The 13,651-nt window shown below is 50.9% G+C and carries 13 protein-coding genes and 4 tRNA genes; 1 reads left to right on the top strand and 16 read right to left on the bottom strand.

Annotation, left to right across the window (positions count from 1 at the left end):
* Positions 1-28 precede the first annotated feature (28 nt).
* The 5 genes from ACQ5ES_RS04485 to ACQ5ES_RS04505 all read right to left on the bottom strand — a co-directional run bounded on the left by ACQ5ES_RS04485 (position 29) and on the right by ACQ5ES_RS04505 (position 1,690).
* Positions 29-1,141, bottom strand: a complete 1,113-nt coding sequence (locus ACQ5ES_RS04485; protein ID WP_445014747.1) for a sensor domain-containing diguanylate cyclase — start codon at positions 1,139-1,141, stop codon at positions 29-31.
* A gap of 167 nt (positions 1,142-1,308) precedes the next feature.
* Positions 1,309-1,385 (bottom strand) — tRNA-Pro (locus ACQ5ES_RS04490).
* Positions 1,386-1,414: 29 nt separating this feature from the next.
* A tRNA-His gene (locus ACQ5ES_RS04495) sits at positions 1,415-1,490 on the bottom strand.
* A 29-nt stretch (positions 1,491-1,519) separates the two neighbouring features.
* Positions 1,520-1,596 (bottom strand) — tRNA-Arg (locus ACQ5ES_RS04500).
* A gap of 17 nt (positions 1,597-1,613) precedes the next feature.
* Positions 1,614-1,690: transfer RNA gene (locus tag ACQ5ES_RS04505), tRNA-Pro, on the bottom strand.
* Between the two features lie 243 nt (positions 1,691-1,933).
* On the opposite strand from ACQ5ES_RS04505, the gene folD reads away from it, so the two are divergent.
* Positions 1,934-2,794, top strand: a complete 861-nt coding sequence (folD, locus tag ACQ5ES_RS04510) for a bifunctional methylenetetrahydrofolate dehydrogenase/methenyltetrahydrofolate cyclohydrolase FolD (RefSeq protein WP_445014748.1) — start codon at positions 1,934-1,936, stop codon at positions 2,792-2,794.
* Here the strand turns inward: folD and ACQ5ES_RS04515 are convergent.
* The 11 genes from ACQ5ES_RS04515 to topA all read right to left on the bottom strand — a co-directional run bounded on the left by ACQ5ES_RS04515 (position 2,791) and on the right by topA (position 13,643).
* The gene (locus ACQ5ES_RS04515; protein ID WP_445014749.1) at positions 2,791-3,474 is read right to left on the bottom strand and encodes a TadE/TadG family type IV pilus assembly protein; all 684 of its coding nucleotides are present in this window, start codon (positions 3,472-3,474) and stop codon (positions 2,791-2,793) included. The genes folD and ACQ5ES_RS04515 overlap by 4 nt on opposite strands.
* Positions 3,471-4,193: a hypothetical protein gene (locus ACQ5ES_RS04520; RefSeq protein ID WP_445014750.1), complete on the bottom strand. Its 723-nt coding sequence runs from the start codon at positions 4,191-4,193 to the stop codon at positions 3,471-3,473. Before ACQ5ES_RS04520 ends, ACQ5ES_RS04515 begins: the two co-directional genes overlap by 4 nt.
* Positions 4,190-4,432, bottom strand: a complete 243-nt coding sequence (locus tag ACQ5ES_RS04525) for a hypothetical protein (protein ID WP_445014751.1) — start codon at positions 4,430-4,432, stop codon at positions 4,190-4,192. The genes ACQ5ES_RS04520 and ACQ5ES_RS04525 overlap by 4 nt, the downstream gene beginning before the upstream one ends.
* Before the next feature lie 12 nt (positions 4,433-4,444).
* On the bottom strand, positions 4,445-4,888 hold the full coding sequence (locus ACQ5ES_RS04530; protein ID WP_445014752.1) for a type II secretion system protein: 444 nt from the start codon (positions 4,886-4,888) through the stop codon (positions 4,445-4,447).
* A gap of 35 nt (positions 4,889-4,923) precedes the next feature.
* Positions 4,924-5,961, bottom strand: coding sequence for a type II secretion system F family protein (locus ACQ5ES_RS04535; protein ID WP_445014753.1), 1,038 nt, complete (start codon positions 5,959-5,961; stop codon positions 4,924-4,926).
* Entirely contained in the window at positions 5,949-7,346 is a 1,398-nt protein-coding gene (locus tag ACQ5ES_RS04540; protein WP_445014754.1) for a GspE/PulE family protein, read from the bottom strand. The genes ACQ5ES_RS04535 and ACQ5ES_RS04540 overlap by 13 nt, the downstream gene beginning before the upstream one ends.
* A 1-nt stretch (position 7,347) precedes the next feature.
* Entirely contained in the window at positions 7,348-7,803 is a 456-nt protein-coding gene (locus ACQ5ES_RS04545) for a hypothetical protein (protein WP_445014755.1), read from the bottom strand.
* Entirely contained in the window at positions 7,800-8,993 is a 1,194-nt protein-coding gene (locus tag ACQ5ES_RS04550) for a hypothetical protein (RefSeq protein WP_445014756.1), read from the bottom strand. The genes ACQ5ES_RS04545 and ACQ5ES_RS04550 overlap by 4 nt, the downstream gene beginning before the upstream one ends.
* Positions 8,990-10,501, bottom strand: coding sequence for a secretin GspD/PilQ domain-containing protein (locus ACQ5ES_RS04555; protein WP_445014757.1), 1,512 nt, complete (start codon positions 10,499-10,501; stop codon positions 8,990-8,992). The genes ACQ5ES_RS04550 and ACQ5ES_RS04555 overlap by 4 nt, the downstream gene beginning before the upstream one ends.
* Positions 10,498-10,899, bottom strand: a complete 402-nt coding sequence (locus ACQ5ES_RS04560) for a hypothetical protein (RefSeq protein ID WP_445014758.1) — start codon at positions 10,897-10,899, stop codon at positions 10,498-10,500. The genes ACQ5ES_RS04555 and ACQ5ES_RS04560 overlap by 4 nt, the downstream gene beginning before the upstream one ends.
* Positions 10,900-11,009: 110 nt before the next feature.
* Positions 11,010-13,643 carry a type I DNA topoisomerase gene (gene topA / locus ACQ5ES_RS04565; protein ID WP_445014759.1) on the bottom strand — a complete coding sequence of 878 codons (2,634 nt, stop codon included), beginning with the start codon at positions 13,641-13,643 and terminating at the stop codon, positions 11,010-11,012.
* Positions 13,644-13,651 lie beyond the last annotated feature (8 nt).

Consider the following 13,651-nt stretch of genomic DNA (forward strand, 5'->3'; position numbering starts at 1 on the left):
GTGGTGCGGCTTATCTTTTTGCTTGAAGTTAGTTGTAGGGTAAGCGAACGAAACAATTTCGGCCTTGATTTTTGGCCTCATAGACAGCTCTGTCGACCCGCCGCATCACTTCATCCTGGGTGGTATCTGGCGATGGAATAAAGCTAATGACGCCGATACTGATGGTAATTTCTGCAATTCCCTCACACAGGGAAATCTTCTCCAGCAAAGCTGCAGCGCGCTGTTCCGCTTCAACCTCAGTCATGGTCGGGCAAATGATCAGAAATTCGTCGCCGCCAAAGCGGCTAACAATTTCACCGCTACGTTTAAACATCTGTTGCAATTCATCTGCCACCCGCCGTAAAGCTGCATCACCGGCCAAATGCCCGTGACGATCATTAAGTACTTTAAAATGATCGACGTCGACCATCAGTACGCTAAGTTCTTGCTGCTTGCGCTGCATGCGACGTAACTCGTAGTCAAGCGCCGCATCTAGCCCGCGGCGATTAAGCAGTCCAGTCAAGCCATCTTCGTTCGCCAACTGCGCCAAACGCTCATTTGCCGCACGCAGCTCAGACTGCACCTGATGCAGTTTCGACTCAGCCCGATGGCGCGCGAGGGTATTGGTGATCATATCGGCCACCAACCGCATTTGTCGCAAATCTTGCTCCGACCAATTACACGAACGTTTAACTAGATCGCAACCAACAAACCCGATCAGCCGACCTTCAAGATACATACCAACGGCCATCATGGATTGAATGTTTTCGCGCAATAGCTCTTCTTTGAATCCACCGGCAACCTCAGGCAAATCTGTTGCACTGGACACCACAACATGCCCGTCAGCGCGCATGCTGGTAAAGAACCACGGCATCGCTTCTATCGGAACATTTTGTAGTTCATCTTTATGTGCGCTGATGCCACGATTCACCCATTCATGGGTATTGCTCATCTGCTTGTAGTCTTCGTCAAACAAAAAAACATAGCAACGATCTTTGCGATCATTACTACCTAAGGCCGCAAGGGCACGTTCAATATGAATTTCGGCCTCATCTGGAGCTGCATTAATGAGGTGCGTACTCAGCTCAGAAATGATGTAGGCGAAAGCCTCCGAAGCTGGCGGATGTTCATGCGTAAAAGAGTTGTCAGAATTCTGAGCCATAGCGATTACTTATTATTTTAATGAGCTAAATGACCAAACAAAATAAAACTGGCTAGCAAGTCATGCTGTAGCGCAGACGATTTATTTAACAAAACGTTAAACAATATGCGCTAACTTAAAGGAAGTTTCAACCTGCGAGAAGGGCAGATTGAATTATTGTATACAGATGGTCGGCGAGACTGGATTCGAACCAGCGACCCCTTGTACCCAAAACAAGTGCGCTACCAAGCTGCGCTACTCGCCGAACGTATACTTTTGGGGAGATTCAGAAAATGGGGTGGCTGATGGGATTCGAACCCACGACCACCGGAATCACAATCCGGGGCTCTACCAACTGAGCTACAGCCACCACTACTTTTATGTCATGCCAGGGCTAGTTGGCGCACCCGGCAGGATTCGAACCTGCGACCCACGGCTTAGAAGGCCGTTGCTCTATCCAACTGAGCTACGGGCGCATGGTACTACTGAAGAATGGTCGGCGAGACTGGATTCGAACCAGCGACCCCTTGTACCCAAAACAAGTGCGCTACCAAGCTGCGCTACTCGCCGACATCTTTTTAAAACCCGTACAGGACGCGGCCTGACAACGGGGGCGAATATTACCTGCTGCTTATGGCAGCGTCAAACATTTTTTTGGTCAATTCGGCTGACTGCTGGATTTTACAACAATTCGTCGGTTAATTCGTCACCAGTACCTTCTCCTGCCACAAACTTAACTACACTCGTGCACCGAAACATGCAAAAATATGCGTCCTGGCAAACCTTTTTGTTTCAGTTAGTTTGAGGAATAGCATGACCGCGCAATTTATTGACGGAAAAAAAATCGCTCAACAGGTTCGTAATCAGGTTCGGGAACGGGTACAGCAACGCCTGCAACAGGGTCTTCGAGCGCCAGGTTTAGCGGTTATCCTGGTTGGCGATGACCCAGCTTCCGAGGTCTATGTTGGAAGTAAACGACGTGCCTGTGAAGAAGTTGGCTTTACCTCGAAATCTTATGATTTGCCGGCCAGCACCAGCCAAGAAGAGCTGTTGCAACTCATTGATCAACTCAATGCCGACACCAGCGTTGATGGCATTTTAGTGCAGCTGCCCTTGCCAGAGAATCTCGATGCTCAGGCGTTACTTGAACGCATTCACCCATTTAAAGATGTTGACGGTTTTCACCCCTTCAATATGGGCCGGTTAGCGCAACGTAATCCAGCTTTACGCCCTTGCACACCGCGCGGTGTTATGACTTTGTTGGAAGCTATCGGACTCGATTTACATGGCCTTAACGCAGTGGTTGTTGGCGCCTCAAATATTGTTGGACGGCCGATGAGCCTGGAATTGCTACTCGGTGGAGCGACCACCACTGTATGCCATCGTTTCACCCGTGACCTGCAAGAACATATTGGTCGTGCCGATGTTCTGGTAGTAGCGGTCGGCAAACCAAACTTTATCCCCGGCGCGTGGATCAAGCCCGGCGCGGTGGTGATCGATGTCGGTATTAACCGCAGTGCTGACGGCAAGCTTATCGGTGATGTCGAGTTCAATGTTGCCGCTGAACGCGCCAGTTATATCACTCCGGTTCCCGGTGGTGTCGGTCCAATGACCGTCGCGACATTAATACAAAATACCTTACAAGCCTGCGATACCTGGCATGCGCCAGCTTAATCATTAAGTCCCTCGCGGTAACCACTTTGCAGCGGTGTACTAATTCGCTGCTGCAGAGCCCATAAGGGACGACCAACAACTTCTTCGCGTAACCGACAGTGAGCTTGCGCGGCTGACTTCCACCATTGCCTAAGCTCAGTCAATACTTGCGCCGCGAACGGTATTTCCAGCGGTAAGCACCACCAAACTTCAATTTCCAACTGGCGTTGTTGCTGCCATCGTTCGGTACCGACGCCTTGCATGCGTACCGAAGCATGATCAACAGCAAGCTCGTTTACCCATATTCCCGAAGCGAGGTCATAACGACGTTCGGCGTAAGTCTGTAGCACTTCAGCTGTTGGCTGATGCACCTTAATTTTTCCGCTCAGTTGATAATGTAGCCACTGTCGCGCCGTCGCTTCCAACTGCGCACGCTGCACTTCCAATCGACTCGGTTCACCACCAGTTTTGGTTGCCGGAATGATCGGTTGCAGACTCGCCATACCGGCAACAAGTGTGCGTTCCATAGCATCTAGCGAGCCATGATTAATACTCCCTGCCCGCAGACTGTAACTTACTGCGACACGAAATGTCGCACTAGCGAAGACTAACCACAATAATTGCAGCACCAACAACAACGTCAGCAGCACCACCGGAAGTACCAACATTGTTTCGACCACAGCCTGCCCGCGTTGTCTCATTGACAACCGCCCTGCGCACGACAAGCCTGCCATTTCTGTTCCAATTGTTGTAAACGTTGGATAACGGCTAACACGTCGTAACCAGCAATGGTGGCCGCGTTAGCACTAAAATTGGTAGCCGATACCTCGCTGGCTCGCAGATCTGTCAACTCCGCCTGCTGCACTGTTGCCTGGGTTCCCACCAAAACTTTGGTTTGCAATGTTGCAACGTTATTAATACTGAAGCCATTCATATCAAGGTTCGAGTCCATCGTGTTGTACTCTGGCGCTATCGGGTCGGCAATACGTTGCAGGTAACGTTCTCGTAGAGCCAACACAATAGGCTGCCAAACATGTAGTTGCACTTCATCATCAGCATTAGTACTGGCTCCAGCGATGTGTCGCACCAACCAGTTGGCATCGCTGGTGGTCGGCGCTTGCGTTTGCAAACGCAACAAATTGTCTTGTGTTTCCACTACCCATGGCGCACCCCAGGGTCGCCAAATATCAGCGATATAACCTTTGCTGACCAATTCACTTAAGGGGGTTGGCACCCGGCGCTCAGTAAGCCAGAACCGCTCAATCGCTGCGATGAATGATTTGGCTTCGATCTCCCAACTATTTCGCTCCTGTACCGCCTGCTGACGGGCGAACCACTGATGGCTCATTAGCATCAGTCCTGCGAGTAAACTCAGGGCTAATACCAGTTCGAACAAAATGTAACCGTAACGCTGTTTCATAACGGTCCTCGTTGCATCTGTAACAGCCAGCGTTGTTCAGCCAACTGAGTGGCCTGTTGCTGTTGCTGATACCGCTGTTGTAATTGTTGATGTTGTTGTTGTTGATTCACGATTAATGGTTCACGCTGTTGCAACAGGGTCAACACCAACAAAGCAAACCCCGCTAAACAACTTGTCGCGATAACCCACTCCAAAATCAGGTAACCGGCATGTTTGGGTGAAGCGAGGTTGCTTGGCATCTTTAAGTCTCCCTATCCTTGGAAGCGCAGGGTCAATGTGCCCGCGCTATAAGTGCTGTCGATGGTGTAATCGGTAAAGTCGCGAGCCAGGCGTGCGCCTTCCCCGTCTTGCGCAATACCTGATAAGGTCACCACATAACGACTGGTATCACTCAAATCCGCTTCGACATTAATTGCGCCTCCCCACGGGTTCATCCCCGAACCGTCGCCCCACGCCTCAGGTACTGCGGCAATCTCGGACATAGAAGTCATTGTTATACCAGTGAAATCACCATTGCGCGGTCGCCAAAGTTGCGCTCCGGATTGCACCGTAATGATCTGATTTTTCGCTTCACTTACCCGTGAATTACCCACCGCCCAATCGCGCACCGCCAAGGTACCAATGGTCGCCAAGGCAATAATTCCCAACACAGTGAGAACTTCAATAAAGGTAAAACCCTGCTGATTTTTCATCATAAACACTCCATGTTTTAGGTTAAAACTTATACTCGTTAACGTACGTGTTGCTGCGTAACCGCCATGAGCATTGCGCCCATACCGCCGACGGTGAGTACTAACAGCCATAAAATCAGTGCGTAGCAACTGACTTGAATAGCCACTCGCAAGCGTTGCAAGGCCGCAACCGCATCTGCGGCAGCGTAATTTGCAACCCGTTGCAAGGTGCCATGCTCGGTAGCATTTCGACTGCCATTACTGAGTCGAAACAACATGCGTGGTGACAATAATCCGCAATCTAAAATCGCCACCAATTGACGTTCACCGCGTGCTAAGCGTCGTCGTAATTCGGGCAGTGCGTAAGCCAAAGAGCCAGAACCAAACTCTTGCATCGCTTGTAACGCTCGGTCGAGTCGCGTTCCAGCTCTCAGTAATACGGTAAGTGATTGCAGTAGCAACACTCCATCAAAATAACGTCGAATCACAAAAGCCCCCCGTTGCGCACACCAACGCCAGCACTTAAACCGAAAATCAATTGCTGGATACGGTCCCCAACAGATAAATACAACCAACCCCAACAGCAGGCCAATAACCAACAACCAAGAGCCCCCGCTAATAGCTAATAGATGCTGACTCAAAAGCGGCCAATGCAATTCAGCCAGACCATCGGCTAACTTTGGCATCACCTTTTGCCCAACGGCATAACAGGCAAACATGGTAATGATCACCATAATTAGCGGATAAATAAGCGGACGCCAAAACCCCTGAATCGCCGCCGCGCGCTGTAATTCAAACTGCCGTTGTGCAGCAATAAGTTGATCTAACAGTCCACTGCGCTCTCCAATACTAACCAGCATGCACAAATCGTTGGCAAACCAATCGCGCATTGCGGTTGCCATAGGAACACCGCGAAATACTGCACCCTGCATTGCACCTATAGCTTCACCTTCACGCTTCAACCCCTGCTGTTGTGCATGTTGCTGCAACTCTTCGCATGCTTGCGCCGCCGAAAGGCCGTCGCCAACGGCCAAAGCGATGTCTTCTAATAATGCCAGCTGGCTCGACCGACTTAATGAAGCTTTTAAGCGCTGCATAAATCCTCCTGCTGCAACTGCGCCGCAAGTGTCAGCCATCCCTCAGCCACAAGCTCTGTTCGGTAGGCTTCCAGTTGGCCGCTGCGCAGCGCGCGCAGCAACTCTGCTGATGGCGCTAAATATTCGGCGACAAAGCGGCGTTCGCCTACGCCGGTATTTTGACAATGGTTGCAACCGCTCGGCGGCACATCGCCGTTACAAACCGAACAGTTCTGCTTCATCAAACGTTGCGCCAGAATGCCGCACAACACACCAGGTTGTGCCAGAACAGTGTTACTCACACCCAAATCATTTAACCGTTGTAACACCCCAAAACAATCATGGGCATGCAGGGTCGCGGTAACCAGATGCCCGGTTAATGCAGCTGTATAAGCAGCTTGTGCAGTTTTGTGATCACGGATTTCACTGATTGATATAACGTCAGGATCTTCGCGCAATGCGACTTTAACCATGTTGGCAAAATTTAGTTCAGGGTGGTCCGCTGCCACAGGCTTTTGCTCAATATGCGGCTGGATAATCTCAATCGGGTCTTCTAGGGAAATAATTTTGTGATCCGGTGGAATCATCAAGTTAAGCGCGGCAAGACTGGTAGTTTTTCCTTGTCCCGTAGGCCCGGCGACAATCAGTAACCCAGTGGGACGCTCCAGTGCCAGACGCAGTTTGGCAATCAAGTCTAAAGGGACGCCTAACTGTTCAAATCGTTGAATCGCTTGACGCTCCAATTGCACGCGCATGGTGACCGCAAATCCATTACGGGTTGGTGATTTTTGTACCCGTAATCGCAAGCGTTGCGGTGCGCCTTCATGCACAACAACCACGTTAATACTGGCACTCGATAAGCGTTGCTCATCAAATAACTCACGGAAGTCATCAGAACTCGTGTTCAGAGCAGCTGCAATCGCTGCTGCAAGGGTCTCGCGAGGGCGCTCGATATGTCCAACCATCCGTCCATGAACACGAAAGGCTAAAGTCGCATGTTGCGGGTCAAATACTAAGTGAATGTCGGAGGCACCAAGTATTAATGCCTGGGAAACTAAGTCTTCAAGGGCAAGTTGCGCTCGTGTTCGATCAAACTTGGTATCACCCTGTTGCTGTCGTTGCTGCTCCTGCAATGCCTCGGCATCATGTAGGAAACTTCTGACATCCCGCGCTTCGGCCAGCAAGCTGGTACGAAACAGCTGCCGGGCCTGCAGCTCGACCCGCAAGTTCAGCAATTGCAGCGATGCCATTTGCCAAGCCTTAGGCGTAGCAATCAGGCAACCATCGGTGGTTACTACAACCGCCGTGTCAGCCTCATGTTGTTGCTCAGTTAGCCTCAGGCACTCACGTAAATAATGCTGATCGGCTTCTGCTTCTTGCCACTCTGCAGGCGTGATGTAGCGCATATTACCACTCTCCCTGTAAGTAAAAAGTACGCTCATGTGGACCCTTAACCAGGGTTAACCGATTACGCTGCAACTGCACCTGTAAGTTGTGAGCATTGGTCGTATTGGGCTGCACGCTAAAGCGTTGCTGCGCTCGCTGTAGCCAGACACTTACCTGTTCGCCACTGCGCACCACACTGAGTAACTCGAGTGCCGCTAAGGGGTGCTCCAGCTCTTGAACTGAGTTTTTTACGCCCAGATCAGGCTCAACCAAAGCCGATATTTGGTTGCGTAATTGCGCCACCTTGAGTTCATGCTGTAATTTTCGTACTTGCGCTGCAGCACGCAACTCGGCGAGTTCTTCGGTGCGTAGTTCGCTCACTTGCTGCAACTGCTGTTGCAGTGCTGGCTGCACCACAGCCGGCGGAGTTGCTACCGCTTCGTTAAACACCAGTAGCCAGAGACTGAATCCAATCATGAGGTACGCTCTCCATGCGAAATCGGTAAAAGTTGATACAAGCGAATGGTCAATTCTGCCTGCAAGCGGCTGCCGTTTTGCATCCGCAAACTGGTAATGCGTAGATTGCTTTGCTGCAATAGTGACGCCAACCGGGCTAACTCGAGCAAGTCCGTCGCCGGTAAGCGCAACTGCCATTGCTGCCATCGATAGGTCGTGTTCTGGCCCGGAGTGCCCGACTGAATGGCCAGTGAAGGGAAGTAACGCTGACTGGTATCGAGCCAACTCAAGGTTTGACTGGCTCCCTTAACAGCCAAACGTTTGGCCGAACGTGAGTGCTTTAATAGCACTTGCGGTCCCTGATCATGTAGCTCCCAGCCTGCGGGCAACTGAACGCGTAACTCTTCGGCCCGCCCGAAGCTTGGCACCAGAATTGCCTGCAACTGCTCGCCTTGCAGTTGCGCCGAACGCCATTGCCATCCGGCAAGGTGCTGAAAACCGGCAAATAGCTGAGGCAGTTGGTTAAGTAAATCAATCTCAACTCCCGCCGGTGGACTTAATTTTCGCACCACTGAGGTCGCCGTTACTGGGGTAGTACTGGTCGGCCACAGGTACCATCCGACTGCCGCCGCAGCAAGCATCAGCACCAGGCACACCGCTAAAACACGCTGCCGCTGCTGCCATGGTGGCGCAAGCTGCAACGACTTTAACTTAGCAGCACGAGGTGGTTGTAGCTCTTTGACTGTGCATTGCTCAAACAATAAGCGCCATTGACACAAATGGCGTTCACATAAGTTCACGATATCTGCTGGCGTTTGTTTGGCGAAAAGTACCGAGGGTTGGCCTTTGCCGTTACTGGCAATACGCTGCACTAGCAGTTCAATATGATGTAACCCATCAGCATCATGCTGGCAGGCGACACAATGCTGCAAACGTTCGCCTTGCCAAGCCACACACACAACCTGACCTTGCCAGAGTGCGAGGTAAATACCCTGATACAACTTTGCAAAGGTGCGCCGCACCGTCAATGCCAGATCGAACTGTTGGGTCAGCGTTGCATCGGCGCTGCACGCCAACCAGTACCAGCGCCCTTGTCGCACCAGCGCGTAATTGTGAAACCCTCGCTCGCGGGCCTGACGTAAATAACGATCGACATCTCGTGTTGCACAACTTTGTTGACGCCATCCATTCACCAACCAGAAGTCACTCATAACGCAGTCCCCCGGTTAATAATGGTCGGTGTCAACAACACCAGGGTTTCACTTTGATGCTGTTGCTGCAGTTGTTTACCACCCAAAAGAAAGCTCAGCCAACTCTTTTGCTCGGTCAATTGCTGACGGTCGTTGCGTAGCCCAGACAGCAGCAAGGTTTGCCCATCACCGACCACCGCTTGCATAAAAAATTGCTTGCGGTTGGTGTGTGGTGTTTGAATTAACTGGTCTCCGGACCGAACTTCATCAATCCGCAGTAGATCGGATAATTCGGTTGAAAGCTGCAAAATCACTTCGTTTTCACGAATACTGGGCAGCACATACAGCTCAAAACCGGTGGTAACTAAGCCCGGCTGTAAATTTGTCGTCGCCCCAACATTGACCGTATTGGTGGTCCCCGCTGCAGCGAGATAGGTGGCGTTGTCTTGCAAGGCAATTTTCGCCACTTGATTGTTGAGACTGAGTAAACGCGGTTGGTTGTTGATTCGCACTAGTCCTTGTTGTTGTAACGCTTCAATAAACAGCTCTGATCCCGCAGCACGGCCGTTTTCACGCTGCCAGAACAGTTGTCCTCCCAGCTCTCCACCAAGTTTCCCCAAAGCACCACTGCCAAGCCCTAAAATCGCATTTCCCCCGGCAGTTTGGGCCAACGCTTGCCAGTCGACCGCAAGTTGATCGTCGTCACTGAAACTGACTTCGATAATTTGCACTTCAATCGCAACTTGCCGGGTAAGGCGCTCATTCTGCTGACGCAGATAGTCTTCAACTTGTATCACATGATGGGGATAATCCTTTACCAGCACCGACGTTGAGCTTTGATTGATGCTCATTACCCCGTGCTCCGACAGAAGCAGCGCCAGTGCGCGTTGTAAATCCTGCCAGACACTGGCTCCAACATTGCTGAAATTACTAAACTGATCACTGCCCACCACAGCAGCAGTAGTCGAACCCTGGCTCTGATGTTGCTGTTGGTTGCCTTGCTTGAGTTCCTTATTCCCCATAAAGAACTCACTGGCGCCAGCAATAAACGCCACATCGAATTCTGCCGTTCGCCAGCGGCTCCAACTGATTCGATTCGCCGCAAATTCGTAATACCAGCCAGTGTGATCAGCAAGACGTTGCAGCAGTTCACCCAAGGTACCGGTAAAACTTAACTGTAACGGAAACGCTTTCAACTCAGGTTGGCTAAACCACAAACTTACTGATTCATTTTCCAACACATCGGTGAGCAGGTCGGCAAAGGGAACGCCCGACGCATCGATGGTAACTGGTGTGCTGTACCAGACAGGTAAGAGTCTTGTGTCTTGTGCTTGTAACGGTACATACAACTCTTGCGTACGGGTGATTGTTGCATCAGTTACGGAGATTTTTTGCTGTGGATTTAGTGCTGCTAACTCGGCTAACGCGCGAGCTTTTTGTTGTTGTAGCTTCTGCCCAGCTGGCGTCACACTGCAGCTAGAGGTAACTACGACGCTGAACAGTAGCCAGCCGCACACTCGGAGTTTCATTGCGCAGCTCCCGTGGTAGAACTCACCACCGCCGAGTGATTTGCATACAGCGTCAACTGCAATTGATAGGGACGCAACACTTGTTCCAGTGCGCTTTCCCAACTCGGAGCTGCCAGCGTAAAATCGGTCGACCAGCGGTAATGGGGAGATGCCCGCCAATCAAGCTGACGAATCGCAAAATGCTGATGTAATACGGCTTCGATTTGCGGTCGCAACAAGCCAGCCGTGAGGCTGAGTTCAATACGTTCAGCAGGTGGTTTCGATGGTGTCGGCGCGCTTGCTTCAAACGCAAACGGTTGACAGCTTTGTTGTGCCTCGACTGGCGCCGTCAACAAGCAGCTTAATATTATACTGCTTGCGACGAAACGCCATTGGACGGGTGTCCAAGTAGATTGCATAAGCATACGACCTCCGTGTCATTCAAACATCGCCTTCCTTGACGATGTCTAGCAACTCTAGTCGCTAGGATGAGGTCGTTCAAGCGTCCAAAGACGCAACTTTGAACGAATTATTTCTTACGTTTTTTGGTTTCCTTTTCAACCCACTCACCATCACGGTAATAGGCTTGCCAACCTGTCGGTTTCCCGTTTTCTTCGGTGATCACGTACTGTTCTTTCTGTTTTCTACTATAGCGCACAATGGCTTGGTTACCTGCACTATCCTCGGTAGGAGCATCGGCCAGATAGTAAAACTTCTTCGGGATACGATCTTTAAACCGTTTAAGTTCAGCAACCTTCACCGCTCGAGTCTCACGAGATTTAGGGAAGGTATTAGCAGACAAGAACACGCCCGATGCGCCATCACGCAGCACAAAGTAGGCGTTGGAGTCTTCACATGGCAATTCCGGAAAGGGTACTGGATCTTCTTTCGGTGGCGCTGGCTGGCCACTTTTCAATAACTTCCGGGTATTCTTGCAGTCATCATTACTGCAATCGAAATACTTACCAAAGCGACCGGTTTTCAGCTGCATATCGCTACCACAACGGTCACATTCAAGCACCGGTCCGTCGTAGCCTTTAATTCTGAACTCGCCAACTTCCACCAACTGTCCCGGGCATGCTGGGTTGTTACCGCAAACATGCAGCTTGCGCTCTTTATCAATGAGGTAGCTGTCCATTGCCGTACCGCATTCAGCGCAGCGTTTTTTCGCCCGTAAGGCTTCGGTTTCCGCTTCTTCGTCATCACTAACTTTAACCGCTTCTTCGCCGGACAATAAATTAATGGTTTGGGTACAGCGTTCTTTAGCAGGTAACTCGTACCCTGAACAACCAAGAAATACCCCCGTTGATGCGGTACGAATTCCCATTTTTCGACCGCATTTCGGGCAGTCAATATCCGTGAGCACCATCTCGTTGCCACGCATGCCGCCTTCTTCTGGCGGCATTTCCGCTTGTTCTAATTTCTTCGAGAACTCGGCGTAGAAAGCATCCAGTGTTTCTTTCCAATCGCGCTTACCCTCAGCGATATCATCTAGCGCTTGTTCCATCTCTGCTGTGAAGTTGTAGTTCAGCAGACGTGAGAAGTTTTGCACCAGGCGGTCATTAACAATCTCGCCCATTTTCTCGGCATAAAAACGGCGGCTTTCGACGCGCACATAACCACGGTCTTGAATGGTCGAGATGATCGATGCATAGGTCGAAGGTCGGCCAATACCTCGTTTCTCCAACTCTTTAACCAGTGAAGCTTCGCTGAAGCGCGCCGGCGGTTTAGTAAAGTGTTGCTGCGGGTCCAGCTCTTGCAACGCCAATGCCTCACCTTTTTTCACGTCTGGTAACGTAGCATCTTCAGCACTTTTCGAACTTGCTGGCGGTTGCACTTTGGTCCAACCCGCAAAGCGCATAACGCGCCCACGAGCTTTCAATTCATAGTCACCGGCACCGACGGTAATGGTTGTGGCATCGTAACGTGCAGGTGTCATTTGGCAAGACACAAATTGCCGCCAAATCAGCTCGTATAACCGTTGCGCGTCGCGCTCCATATCTTTCAGTTGTTCCGACTTTATCTTTACACTCGACGGGCGAATAGCCTCATGTGCTTCTTGGGCATTTTGTTTCGCGCCATAAACGTTTGGCTTTTCCGGCAAGTACTCTTTACCAAACTGCTTAGTAATAAAATCACGGCAACTGGCAACTGCCTCGCCACTTAGGTTGGTCGAGTCCGTACGCATGTAGGTAATGTGACCTGCCTCGTACAAGCGCTGCGCTAACATCATGGTTTTCTTAACGCCATACCCCAGTCGGGTGCTCGCCGCCTGTTGTAACGTCGAGGTAATAAACGGTGCTGAAGGTCGACTACTGGTCGGCTTATCTTCCCGCTCAAGAACTTTAAATTCTGCTCGCTGCAGCGCTGCAACAGCTTTTTGCGCCTGCTCTCTATCCGTCGCTTTAAAGGTTTTACCTAAATGTTTCGCTAGCTGTACCCGCAAATCTTGTTTTTGCGCAGTATTCAAATCAGCGTAAATATCCCAATACTCTTCTGGCACGAACGCTTTGATGTCACGCTCGCGCTCAACGACTAAGCGTACTGCAACCGACTGCACGCGCCCCGCAGAGAGCCCACGGGCGATCTTCTTCCACAACAATGGTGAGACCATGAAACCAACGACACGGTCGAGAAAGCGCCGAGTCTGCTGCGCATTCACGCGATCAATATTTAAATACGCGGGCTGAGAAAATGCCTCCTGAATAGCATTTTTGGTAATCTCATTAAATACCACGCGCCGAAAACGATCGCTGTCACCTCCAATAAGTTCGCGTAAATGCCAGGCAATAGCTTCCCCTTCGCGGTCCAAATCCGTTGCGAGGTAAATGGCATCGGCCTTACTGGCGAGCTTCTGCAATTCGTTTACCACTTTCTCTTTGCCGGGCAACACTTCATAGTGCGCGTCCCAACCGTGTTCAGGGTCGACGCCCATACGCACGACTAATTTGCGAAATTCACGTTGCTGCCGATAGGCTTCTTTTTTCTCTGGTGACATCTTACGTACTTCCGCGGGTGACTTCTTTGCCACCTCCGCCGTCGCACGTGTCGGAAGATCGCGCACGTGGCCGACGCTCGATTTCACTACGAAATCGTTCCCTAAATATTTATTAATGGTCTTCGCCTTGGCTGGCGACTCGACAATAACTAGCGATTTTGCCATGCGTCTTT

The organism is Pseudidiomarina xizangensis, from assembly GCF_052541995.1.

What these genes read in the sequence shown, in the direction of transcription:
- ACQ5ES_RS04485 (WP_445014747.1), bottom strand. Translation starts at nt 1,141, where the DNA reads ATGGCTCAGAATTCTGACAACTCTTTTACGCATGAACATCCGCCAGCT.
- folD (WP_445014748.1), top strand. Translation starts at nt 1,934, where the DNA reads ATGACCGCGCAATTTATTGACGGAAAAAAAATCGCTCAACAGGTTCGT.
- ACQ5ES_RS04515 (WP_445014749.1), bottom strand. Translation starts at nt 3,474, where the DNA reads ATGAGACAACGCGGGCAGGCTGTGGTCGAAACAATGTTGGTACTTCCG.
- ACQ5ES_RS04520 (WP_445014750.1), bottom strand. Translation starts at nt 4,193, where the DNA reads ATGAAACAGCGTTACGGTTACATTTTGTTCGAACTGGTATTAGCCCTG.
- ACQ5ES_RS04525 (WP_445014751.1), bottom strand. Translation starts at nt 4,432, where the DNA reads ATGCCAAGCAACCTCGCTTCACCCAAACATGCCGGTTACCTGATTTTG.
- ACQ5ES_RS04530 (WP_445014752.1), bottom strand. Translation starts at nt 4,888, where the DNA reads ATGATGAAAAATCAGCAGGGTTTTACCTTTATTGAAGTTCTCACTGTG.
- ACQ5ES_RS04535 (WP_445014753.1), bottom strand. Translation starts at nt 5,961, where the DNA reads ATGCAGCGCTTAAAAGCTTCATTAAGTCGGTCGAGCCAGCTGGCATTA.
- ACQ5ES_RS04540 (WP_445014754.1), bottom strand. Translation starts at nt 7,346, where the DNA reads ATGCGCTACATCACGCCTGCAGAGTGGCAAGAAGCAGAAGCCGATCAG.
- ACQ5ES_RS04545 (WP_445014755.1), bottom strand. Translation starts at nt 7,803, where the DNA reads ATGATTGGATTCAGTCTCTGGCTACTGGTGTTTAACGAAGCGGTAGCA.
- ACQ5ES_RS04550 (WP_445014756.1), bottom strand. Translation starts at nt 8,993, where the DNA reads ATGAGTGACTTCTGGTTGGTGAATGGATGGCGTCAACAAAGTTGTGCA.
- ACQ5ES_RS04555 (WP_445014757.1), bottom strand. Translation starts at nt 10,501, where the DNA reads ATGAAACTCCGAGTGTGCGGCTGGCTACTGTTCAGCGTCGTAGTTACC.
- ACQ5ES_RS04560 (WP_445014758.1), bottom strand. Translation starts at nt 10,899, where the DNA reads ATGCAATCTACTTGGACACCCGTCCAATGGCGTTTCGTCGCAAGCAGT.
- topA (WP_445014759.1), bottom strand. Translation starts at nt 13,643, where the DNA reads ATGGCAAAATCGCTAGTTATTGTCGAGTCGCCAGCCAAGGCGAAGACC.